Below are 11,382 nucleotides of genomic sequence, written 5' to 3' on the forward strand. Positions count from 1 at the left end.
GACAATGTAATTCTCAGATCAACGATAGTCGCTTCACTTGCCAGCATCGCAAATGACTGTAATGAAATTGTCCTGAATTGACGTTACGGGAGGGTTTCGCATGACCACGATGACAGAGGCGAATATAAGACTTGGTGCTATTCTCGCCGAGGCTGAAAATCAGCAGTCATCGCTCGGCGTTGCGATCCTTGAAAGCAACGGTCTCGTGCCGGAGACAATCGAGATCGGCATGGCTGCGCAGGCAATCGCGGCAGCAGCCATCGGCAGGGAAGTCGACGGCTGGAAGATATCATTCAACAGTGGGCGGGCTATCGCTGCACCCCTTCTCGACGTGTACGACACCAGCATCGATGTCTCGTTCGAGGTGCCGAAACCAGGCGCAGTCGCCGTCGAAATCGAGATATGTTTCGTTCTGGCGAACGACATTCCGCCACCCGCAACAGGAGCAGAATATTCCCGAGAAGACGTGCTGTCGCACATCGCATCCGCTCACTTGGGGGCAGAGCTGGTCAGCTACCGGCTTGCGGAAGAAAACAAGGTGCCCTTCCCGCTGTTTTTGGCGGACCGCCTTGGCAACCACTCCTTTGTTCTGGGTCCGGAACTCGACAGCGCGGTTCTGGAGCGCGTCGCCAATCAGGATGCCACGTTGCCGGCGCTGATTATCGAAGGCGATGACGAGGTGCTGTTTGCGGCAGCCGCGAAACATCCGCAAGCCGATCCGATTGCTCCATTACTTGCCTATGCCAATGCACCGCTTGACCATCTCGGCGGCCTGAAACGTGGGCAAGTCGTGACCACCGGCAGCCTTTGCGGCGTTATCCGGCTATCCGGACAGACGAAAATAAAAGCGTCATGGGATGGCATCGCAGAAATGACGCTGGTGCTGCCGGCTTGAATGCTGCAGCGCACCCGTGACTTTTCACAGGGCGCAGAGACCCCTCATCACTGCTACACTGAAACCTGAAGAAATTGTCGTTGAACAGTTTTAACAGGAGATATTTCGATGGCGCAGTCGATCATGAATGCTCTTGGCAAGCCGCTTTATTATAGCGATACGTCAACCGGTTTTTTCTCGGCCACAGGCTCCGGCCCTGACCTTTATGGCACCACCAAAAACGATTCGATGTGGGGCGACAGCGGCGTCAACGTGACCATGCATGGTGGGACGGGTGATGACATTTATTACCTGTATTCCACCATCAATCGCGCCACGGAAGCAGCCGATCAGGGCACCGATACCATCAACACATGGATGAGCTACACGCTCCCCGACAATATTGAAAACCTGATTGTTACGGGCGATGGACGGAACGCCTTTGGAAACGCGCTCGATAACATCATCAGTGGCGGCTCTGCCAAACAGACGATCGATGGCGGCGCAGGCAACGACGTGCTGACCGGTGGTGGCGGAGCAGACACCTTCGTTTTCGCCAAGGGCAATGGCACGGATCTGATCACAGATTTCGGCTCTGACGACTTCATCCGGCTGGATGGCTACGGGGTGACATCCTTCGACCACCTCATCAGCACGTCCACGCAGAAGGGTGCGGACCTCTGGCTCAACTTCGACAATGGCGAGAGCGTCGTGCTGGCCAACACAACGGCCGATAGCCTCGATGCAGATCAATTCAGGCTGACGCTAGATCGCTCCAAGCTTACATCGACCTTTGCCGATGAATTCAACTCGCTTTCCCTCAGCGACGGGCAAAGCGGTGTTTGGGAGCCGAAATTCTGGTGGGCCGGAGAGGAAGGCGGCAGCCTTCACACCAACTCCGAAAAACAGTGGTATATCAATCCCGCCTATCAGCCGACCTCTTCAGTCAATCCATTTTCCGTCCAGAACGGCGTACTGACCATCACAGCAGCGGCAACACCAGATGCGATTTCCGACGCTGTGAACGGATATGACTATACCTCCGGCATGTTGACGACCCATTCATCCTTTTCGCAGACCTACGGATATTTCGAAATGCGGGCGGACATGCCAAGCGATCAAGGCGCATGGCCTGCTTTCTGGCTGTTGCCGGAAGACGGAAAATGGCCGCCTGAACTCGATGTCATCGAAATGCGCGGGCAAAACCCAAATACGTTGATCCTGTCAGCGCATTCCAACGAGACAGGTCAACAGACGTCGACCATCAACAACGTCAACGTGACCAGCACCGAAGGCTTTCACACATACGGACTGCTGTGGGATGAGGATCACATCACATGGTACTTCGATGATGTCGCGGTTGCCCAGATCGACACGCCAACCGACATGCATGACCCCATGTATATGATCGTCAATCTCGCTGTCGGCGGCATAGCCGGTACGCCGACAAACGGATTACCTAATGGGTCTGAGATGAAGATCGACTACATCCACGCTTATTCGATCAATGATCCCGCAGTAAGTGCTATGTCGCAAACAACGTCATCGGACAATCTGCTGGTCTGAGATCATCCGATGACAGAAGCTTTGGTATCGAAGTCGATTACCAGAGCTTCACATGCCTGTTCACATCCTTGTAGAGCAGGTAGCGGAAGCGTCCGGGGCCGCCTGCGTAACAGGCCTGCGGGCAAAATGCGCGCAGCCACATGAAATCACCGGCCTCGACTTCGACCCAGTCATTGTTCAAGCGATAGACGGCTTTGCCTTCCAACACGAAAAGCCCGTGTTCCATGACATGGGTTTCCATGAAGGGAATGGTCGCGCCTGGCTCGAATGTCACGATGTTGAGGTGCATATCGTAGCGACCGTCAGCGGGATCGATGAAGCGGGTCGTTGCCCATTTGCCATCCGTATCCGGCATCGCAGACAATTCATGCTCATCTTCATGGGTGAAGATGGCTGGTGGCAGCTCGAGCCCCTCCACGACATCGAACACTTTGCGGACCCAGTGGAACTTGGCGGGAACCGACCCGATGCCCTTGATTGTCCACGCATGACCAGCGGGAATATATGCGAAGGAACCGGACCGCATTGCATGTTGCTGGCCCTCATGCTCGATTGTCATCTCGCCATCGACCACAAAAATTGCGGCCTGTGCACGTGGATCCGGCTCAGGCTTTTCGCTGCCGCCACCGGGCAAAACTTCCATGACATATTGCGCAAAGGTCTCGGAAAATCCCGTCATCGGGCGAGAAATGATCCACGCCCGTGTGTCACGCCAGTGGGGAAGGACACTGGTGACGATGTCAGACATCACGCGCTTTGGAATGACCGCATAGGCAGTCGTGAATGTCGCCTTGCTGGACAGAAGCTCCGTCTGGCCCGGAAGCCCGCCAAAATCAGAATAATACCGTTTGTTTTCCATGATGCACTCCAAAGCCATGCTACGTCATAGAATGCTTTAGAGCCTTTCAGAGCCAAATGGAATCTTCATTTCGTCAGGCGCAAGCCGCGCCACCTCCACAGCAGCGCGGCTTGCAATTTCCCTAAAGGATCAAACCTTTTTCCGGATGACGCCGTAAACGATATTGCGGTTTTCTCCGAAAAACACCTCCGCTTCGAAGGCCGACGGATCGATGCTGGCATTGATGATGCTCCACATGTCCGCCTTCGAGCGCAGCAGCAGCGCCCAGTTCATGAAGGTCTCCATGAAACCGTCGTCGTCAATATCCTGTGCGAAGTTGGCGAACAGGAATGTGCCGCCCGGTTTCAGCATGTCAAGGCAACGCTGTGTCAAAGTGATTGCCACCTTATCGACGAGATAATCGTAAAGGCCTGCGGCGTAGACGAAATCGAACTTTCCAAGGTCATGCTTGCGGGACATGAGGCCGCGAACCGACCCGTCGATAGCTTCGATAGCGGTGCCGCTAAAGTCTCTTGCAATTGCGCCGATACTCATCGGGTCCTGATCGAGCGCGACCCACCGCTTGATCTGGCCTTTTGCCAAGGCCTTCGACCGACTGGCTTCGCGGAGATGCCCTGCTGCCACCGTCAGTATTTCGGTTTCCGGCCCCTTCTGCTCAGCAATCTGGTCGACGTAGCGTGTCAGAATATCCAGGCGTTCGCGCACTGCGGCCGAGGATAAAGAGTTTCTGGTGCATTCATAAAGTGCCGCGCCCAAAGGAGATGCTGCACTCACCTTATCGGCAACAGCTTCGTGCCCATAAATGAAATCGAGCAGTTGTGCGTCACCGGAATAGCCACGCGGCTTTTCGAAAGACCAATTGGTAAACGGATCCTGATGCAAATATTCGGCGACAGCGTGGTTTTGAGCGATGGGAATAAGCTCTTTCCACACTCCAGAATGGTATTTTTTTCGTAGTCGATGCAATCTCTCGGCGACTGAATGTATAATGTTCTGTGGGAAATTGTTCCCAATAAATTGCTGTTGTGCCAAATTGAGAATGAGGGCAAGCTCTGCTTGTCCGAGCACCAACTGCTCTTGAAATAGCTCCCCTCTCTTGGCAAAAATTTCCTGGGATATGGCTTCCGGAGTGATCAAACTCTCTCCGTCGAATGATTTATTCTTGAGCTGGGACACCAACACCTCCAACGTTTAACACATTGTTAACGCTATAACAATTTGAACGGGATGGCGAGGGGCGGAAACAGTAGAATCTTGCGTTGCAGCAATTTATTTCTAGGTATTCACGTTTAAGGTAAATCTAATACCCAAGCTTTTCCTGCTGGGGATTCAAAGAAACTTAATCTGCACCGGAATAGAGTTCGGCGCTCGTTGTTACTCTGCAATCCGCGCATGAAAGACCAAAGTCTTGGAGCAGGTTTGTCGAACAATCGGCGGAATAGCGAAGGCATTATTGCGAAATTATTGCAACCAATGGGTCAGTGCATGAAGCACAGTTTAGCAGACGTGGTTGAGTTTGATTTGCATGCGGACGCTTCTCGTAAGAGATCGGCTGATACGATGCGCGCACTCTTCTTGGACGAAGCCGATACGAAAAGACGACTGGCGATACGGCGAGGCCTTTGGGCCTCCGGGCCAATCTATCTGATGTTCTCGCTAACCGACCTTCTTCTCATTCCAGACGTCGCCATCCATACGATGTTCGTCCGTTTCGTTGTCGGCATTTTAGCGCTGATGACGTTGGAAATGCAGGTCCGCGCCGAAGTGAAGACGGACCAGATGGACATCACCTGCGCTGCTGCGGTGGTCAGCAGCTATATCGGCTGGCTTTTGCCAGCGATGATGAGCAGTCACGTCACCAACATGTCCTATTACATGGTTTTCGGCGCGATATTCATGATGGGGGCGAACCTTTTCTTCACCTTCAATTTCAAGCTGTCGCTGATCGCGTCCAGCCTGATCCTCGGGACTTATTTCGTCGCGCTGAGCTATTTCCATGAAGATATCTATTACCTGATTGCCTTTGGTACCTTTTACCTCACTTGCTTCGCCTTCACGTCCTACGTGAACCTGCGTCTTAACCGCGAGCGCTACCATGTGTTCCTCAACGCCATCGAAGCCAAGGTGCAGCAGAAGGAGGCGGAAGATCGCGGCGAAGCGCTTTTGCGGCTTTCCAACACCGATCCGTTGACGGGCCTTGAAAATCGTAGGGCAATCGACAGCAGGTTGCGTCAGCTGTGGGATGAGTGGATCAAGGCCGAGCATAATTTCGCGGTGTTTCTGATCGATGTCGATTTCTTCAAGAAGTACAATGACTATTACGGCCATCAGGAAGGTGACCGTTGCCTGATACAGGTCGCGCAGATGCTGGAAACCAGCATGAGCCGTTTCGACGCGGTGATCGGACGTTATGGTGGCGAAGAATTCATCGCGCTTGCCCGGTTCAGAACGCACAAAGACATTGAAGACATAGCCGAGACACTGCGAAAAACCGTAGAGGGCATGGCCCTGGCACATGAGAGACGGCGGGACGGCACGTCCGTCATCACCGTCAGCGTCGGTGCGTCCTTCACGCGGCCACAGCCCGATCCGAAGCTGGAGCGCATCGTCAACGAGGCCGACCGCGCGCTGTATCTCGCCAAGGCGAATGGTCGCAACACGGTCAAGCTGTTCGATCCAAACGATCCCCACAACAGCGACGATACGGAAAACGTCGCAGCTCTTCTCAATATTGCGATTGAGCAAGATCTGGTTTCGCTTGTCTATCAGCCGATCAAGAACCTTTCGTCCGGCAAGATCGATGGCGTGGAGGCTCTGATGCGGCTGAAGCTGCTGGATGGAACGTCTGTACCACCCAGCATATTCATTCCAATCGCGGAACGCACCGGCACCATCATGGAACTTGGCCTTTGGGCCGTGCGTACTGCCTGCCAGCAGGTCATCCGTTGCGACAGGATGTCAGTCGTCAGCGTCAATGTTTCGCCAATTCAGTTGAAAAGCCCAGGCTTTGCTACCTCCATCGCCGCCATTCTGGGTGATGTGGGCGTATCCGGCGGCAGGCTCGCTTTCGAGATTACCGAAGGTCTTGAGATGGATATGAATTCAGATGTCCTGCGTTGCATCAGCGATCTCAAGACGCTGGGCATCAAAATCTGGCTGGATGACTTCGGCACCGGCTTTGCTGGACTGTCGTGGCTGCGCCTGATCGACTTCGACACTGTGAAAATCGACAAGTCTTTCCTTCATGACGGCATGACACCGCGCGGCAGGGCAATGTTGAGCGATATCATCGGCCTCATTCGCAACCGCGGCCACAAGATACTGGTCGAAGGCGTCGAGACCGCCGAGCAACTTGAGCTGTTGAAAGAGCTGCGGATCGATCAGGTCCAGGGCTATTATGTGGGGCGCCCTGCCCCGGTGGACAAGCTCGAAGGCTGCTCTACACGTTACCTCCCCCGCACCGGCCTTATGCGCCCTGCTTGAATGAAAAACCCGGCACTTGTGCGTCGCCGGGTTTCATATTCTTCATGAGCTGACGTCTCAGTCGATCGCACCCGGCACTTCGCACATCTCGCGCTCACCGACGATGATCGACCGCTTGCCGACATGGTTCGCAGGTCCGACGATGCCTTCCTGCTCCATGCGCTCAACCAGAGAGGCTGCGCGATTATAGCCGATGGAGAGGCGACGCTGGATATATGACGTCGAGCATTTCTTGTCGCGCAGCACGACCTTTACGGCCTTTTCGTAAAGGTCTGCCGTGTCGTCTTCACCCATGGCCGATTTGTCGAAAACGGCGCTGTCTTCTTCCACGCCCTCATCCGCCTCGTCTGCGTCTTCGGTAACGGTGCCCAGATATTCGGGACGTCCCTGTGTTTTCAGATGCGCGACGACCTTTTCGACCTCTTCATCCGAAACGAATGGACCGTGCACACGAGAAATGCGCCCACCGCCAACCATGTGCAGCATATCGCCCTGCCCCAGCAGATGCTCAGCACCCTGCTCGCCCAGAATGGTACGGCTATCGATCTTGGACGTGACCTGGAAGGAGATACGCGTCGGGAAGTTGGCCTTGATGGTGCCTGTGATGACATCGACCGATGGACGCTGCGTTGCCATGATGAGGTGAATACCGGCGGCACGGGCCATCTGCGCCAGACGCTGAATAGCGCCTTCGATTTCCTTACCCGCCACCATCATCAGATCGGCCATTTCATCGACGATAACGACGATGTAAGGCATGGCCGTCAGGTCCATCTCTTCCTGCTCGTAGACGGCTTCGCCGGTGGCGCGATCAAACCCGGTCTGCACATTGCACATGACGGTTTCACCCTTGGCACGGGCAGAAGCCGCACGGGCATTATAGCCATCGATATTGCGAACACCCAGACGCGACATCTTGCGATACCGGTCTTCCATTTCCCGGACCGCCCACTTCAGCGCCATGACGGCTTTCTTCGGGTCGGTTACGACAGGTGTCAGCAGGTGCGGAATGCCGTCATAAACGGACAACTCCAGCATCTTGGGATCGACCATGATCAGGCGGCACTCTTCCGGCTTCAACCGGTAGAGCAACGACAGGATCATGGTATTGATTGCAACAGATTTACCGGAACCGGTGGTGCCCGCGACCAGAAGATGCGGCATCTTGGCCAGTTCCGCCACGACAGGCTCGCCGCCAATGGTTTTGCCAAGGCAAAGCGCCAGTTTCATGCGCGTTTCGGAATAATCCGGGGATTCGATCAGTTCGCGGAAATACACCGTCTCGCGAACCGGGTTCGGCAGCTCGATACCGATGACGTTGCGGCCGGGCACCACAGCAACGCGGGCAGAGAGCGCCGACATGGAACGAGCGATATCGTCCGACAAGCCGATGACACGCGAAGATTTAACACCGGGGGCGGGCTCGAATTCATAAAGCGTCACGACCGGACCGGGACGCACATCGATGATTTCGCCCTTGATGCCGAAATCTTCCAGCACGCTTTCCAGAAGGCCAGCACTCTGTTCCAGCGCTTCAGGCGTCATCGTCGTGGTTTGTAGAACCTGCGGCTTTTGAAGCAGATCGATCGGTGGAAATTCGTATTCACCCTCACCGAAAACCGGCGCGTCCAGGAACATCGGCTGATTGGCGTTGCGGGCAACCGTGCGCATTTCACGGCGCGGCGCGGTCAGCGCGACAGGTTCGACCACCGCTTCCTCGACAACGGCAGGAGCAGGCATTGGCTCTTCGACCGCAGCGACGACCTCAACCTGTTCAACCTCTTGGATATCGGACTGTTGCACAGGGCGGACATCGACCTGCCGATAGAGCGCAACGGCTGAGCCTTCCGGCTTGATGAACGCCGGCTTTTCAATGGCTGGAAGTGGTTGCCGGATGACCTGCGCCGGACGCGGAGCAGGCTTTACGACAGCGGCGGGCACCGGTGCTGCAGCGACCCGTTGTGCCTTGATGCGCGCCAGTTCCGCAAGCCGCATAGGCTGGGACGGTGGAAGGATGGTCGTCCCGACATCCAGGCTCATCGCTTCCCAGAACATTTCGTCGGACAGGACTTCTGCAAAGGCAGGAACGTTGAATGAAGCGGCGGGCTGCTCTGTCGGAAAACATGCAACGTCTATCTGTTCGGCACTGACTGCGTCCGATACCTGCGTTACGTCGGCAGCGGCTTCGATCGGCGCGAATGCTTCCTGCTCCTGACGCAAAGCCAGTTCGCGGCGCAGACGGTAGGTCAACGCAAGCGCTCCTGTTGCGCCGGGCGGCTGCGGCAGCACGGCTGGTTTTGCGATTCGGCGTTCTACAGTCTCTTGCTTCGGCGCGGTCTTTTCGACGGCGGCAACCGCCGCTGGCTCTGGCGCAGCAGCCACAGGCGCGATTTCAGTCTCGGCTCTGCTTTGCGCAGAGGTTGGAGCCTGCTTTCCAGCAACAAGATTTTGCGGCGTGCGGGTAAAACGTACATTTGGCCCAAGCGTAAAGTGGTTTTGCCACAAAGGCATCTCTTCACGGCCCTCGATCGCATTGGCTGCGTTCTGGTCGGCATTATGCCCTATAACGGCACGCTGATCTGCCGTTAACGGCATCAACTCAGGGCGGATGTCTTGAGAAGCGCTAGGCTCCGCAATGGACTGTTCCTGTCCTCGCTCATCTATCATGTTGAGGGAATAGTTTGAATTCGATCGAGGAAAACGCATCACAGCCTGTACACTCATCATAAACGGACATTCGGCACAACAAATGAGATAGAAAATAAAGGTTAATCACATGTTGCCAACGGCCCCTCTCGGATGCGTTTTCATCATCTTATTTATGGCTGTGTCTGCACGGCCACGCGGCCGAAATCTGCAGATACAAATGAAAATCGCAGTTATTCCAGCTACTTACCGACATCATAACCTCTTTAAATCGTTACTAAACTCAATTTATCCAATAGTCAGTCAAGTCTAACAAATATTGACTTTACAACTAACATGTTAATGTCGTATCAGATGATGGTCAGTTCAGGAGGAGCAGGACATTGACTGGTAAATTCGGCCTTTCGGCAGCACTCACAACCCCTTTTGCGCAGGACGGAAGCATTGATTTCCCGACACTGGTTGCGCAAGCCAAGCGCTCGCTAGCCGCTGGCTGCAACAGCGTCACACTGTTTGGAACGACCGGTGAAGGCAGCTCCATCGGCAACAGGGAACGGGCCGAGGTCTTGTCGGCGTGTCTGGACGCGGGCATTGATCCAACGTCTCTCGTCGCAGGTGTTCTGGTCGACTCAGCGCAAGATGCCGCCGATCAAGCCGGAGCCGCTCTCGATGCTGGCGTGCGCAACATTCTCCTCGCGCCACCATCCTATTTCAAGAATGTCAGCGATGAAGGCCTGTTCGAATGGTTCTCAGCTGTTTTTCAGCAGCTTGGAGACAAGGCGCGCGACATTCTCGTATATAACATCCCCTCGGTCACCATGGTCGCGCTTTCGGTCGAATTGATCGGCCGCCTGCGTCACGCATTTCCGGGCATCGTTACCGGCGTAAAGGATTCGTCCGGTGACTGGCCTTACACGCAAAGACTGCTGGCCGAACACCGTGACCTCATCATCCTCATCGGAGACGAACGTCATCTGGCACAAGGTGTTCGCCTCGGCGGTCAGGGTGCCATTTCTGGCTGCGCAAATTTCCTTCCAAATGAAGTCCGCGCCATGGCTGTGGACGGTGTGGATGACCCCCGCGTCTTGGACCTTGTCGGTGAACTGTTGAAATATCCGGTTACGCCTGCGGTGAAGGTGCTCGTCTCGCATGTGACCGGCGAGAACATATGGAATTCCGTACGTCCACCACTGGTTTCCATTTCCGCTGAAAACCGTACAAAGCTTGTGGCGGCGTTCGAGTCGCTTTTCCGCAGCCAAGCGGCTTAGAAAGAAAATGCATGGATGACACTGGCGAACAGACCACGTTGCGCGAAAAGGCCTATGAGAGCTTCACGCTCCACCTTCTCGCGCGCGATGTTCGCCCAGGCCAGTTCATTTCCCAACGTCGCCTCGTGGAACTGACAGGATTGCCACTTGGCGCAATCCGTGAGGCCATTCCACGGCTGGAAGCGGACGGGTTGATCAAGACTGTGCCGCAGCGTGGGCTTCAGGTGGCGCATATCGACATCAACCTCATCCGTGAGGCGTTTCAGTTTCGCATTTTCATGGAGAAGGAAGCAGTCGCTATTTTTACGCGCACAGCTTCCGACGACACGATTGCAGGGATGATAAAGGAGCACCGCGATATTGGGGAGGCAGCGCAAAGCGGCAAGACTTCGCCGGAACTGGATGCGCGTGCTCAGGCCGTTGATTGGGGCATGCACGATGCTTTCATCGACTCGCTCGGCAACTCCATCATCTCGAATGCCTACCGGGTCAATTCGATCAAGATGCGACTGATCAACCAGGAGCGCTTTCGCATTGCCGGTCACGTCAAATCTGTGATGGCGGAGCATCTGACCATTCTCGAAGCCATCGAGCGACGGGCACCGGAAGAAGCGGCGGAAAGACTGGTCGCCCACATTCGCAATGCGAGAGACCGGGCTCTAGCAGTTTAGACCATCGGTCGATCC

Annotated in this window: 8 protein-coding genes; 5 read left to right on the plus strand and 3 right to left on the minus strand. The window is 55.2% G+C overall.

Annotation, left to right across the window (positions count from 1 at the left end; genetic code table 11):
- Nucleotides 1–100 precede the first annotated feature (100 nt).
- Nucleotides 101–895 carry a hypothetical protein gene (locus DSM25558_RS09895; RefSeq protein ID WP_083716399.1) on the plus strand — a complete coding sequence of 265 codons (795 nt, stop codon included), beginning with the start codon at nt 101–103 and terminating at the stop codon, nt 893–895.
- 108 nt (nt 896–1,003) lie between these two features.
- A complete protein-coding gene (locus DSM25558_RS09900; RefSeq protein WP_077104258.1) occupies nt 1,004–2,440 on the plus strand; it encodes an endo-1,3-1,4-beta-glycanase EglC in 1,437 nt (478 codons plus the stop codon).
- 37 nt (nt 2,441–2,477) lie between these two features.
- Here the strand turns inward: DSM25558_RS09900 and DSM25558_RS09905 are convergent, their stop codons facing one another.
- Together DSM25558_RS09905 and DSM25558_RS09910 are read right to left on the minus strand one after the other, a co-directional pair.
- Nucleotides 2,478–3,299 (minus strand): bifunctional allantoicase/(S)-ureidoglycine aminohydrolase, encoded by an 822-nt coding sequence (locus DSM25558_RS09905; protein ID WP_077104515.1) that lies wholly within the window; start codon nt 3,297–3,299, stop codon nt 2,478–2,480.
- 129 nt (nt 3,300–3,428) lie between these two features.
- Complete coding sequence (locus DSM25558_RS09910) at nt 3,429–4,475, minus strand: class I SAM-dependent methyltransferase (RefSeq protein WP_077104260.1); 1,047 nt, start codon at nt 4,473–4,475, stop codon at nt 3,429–3,431.
- Between the two features lie 309 nt (nt 4,476–4,784).
- On the opposite strand from DSM25558_RS09910, the gene DSM25558_RS09915 reads away from it, so the two are divergent.
- Nucleotides 4,785–6,782, plus strand: a complete 1,998-nt coding sequence (locus DSM25558_RS09915; RefSeq protein ID WP_077104516.1) for a putative bifunctional diguanylate cyclase/phosphodiesterase — start codon at nt 4,785–4,787, stop codon at nt 6,780–6,782.
- Nucleotides 6,783–6,839: 57 nt separating this feature from the next.
- On the opposite strand, the gene DSM25558_RS09920 is transcribed toward DSM25558_RS09915, so the two are convergent.
- A complete protein-coding gene (locus tag DSM25558_RS09920; RefSeq protein ID WP_371479789.1) occupies nt 6,840–9,377 on the minus strand; it encodes a DNA translocase FtsK in 2,538 nt (845 codons plus the stop codon).
- A gap of 434 nt (nt 9,378–9,811) precedes the next feature.
- On the opposite strand from DSM25558_RS09920, the gene DSM25558_RS09925 reads away from it, so the two are divergent.
- Both DSM25558_RS09925 and DSM25558_RS09930 read left to right on the plus strand, forming a co-directional pair.
- Nucleotides 9,812–10,696: a dihydrodipicolinate synthase family protein gene (locus tag DSM25558_RS09925; protein WP_077104264.1), complete on the plus strand. Its 885-nt coding sequence runs from the start codon at nt 9,812–9,814 to the stop codon at nt 10,694–10,696.
- An 11-nt stretch (nt 10,697–10,707) separates the two neighbouring features.
- Nucleotides 10,708–11,367: a GntR family transcriptional regulator gene (locus tag DSM25558_RS09930; protein ID WP_077104266.1), complete on the plus strand. Its 660-nt coding sequence runs from the start codon at nt 10,708–10,710 to the stop codon at nt 11,365–11,367.
- Nucleotides 11,368–11,382 lie beyond the last annotated feature (15 nt).

It is taken from the genome of Agrobacterium sp. DSM 25558 (genome assembly GCF_900100825.1).
Classification (GTDB): Bacteria; Pseudomonadota; Alphaproteobacteria; order Rhizobiales; family Rhizobiaceae; genus Agrobacterium.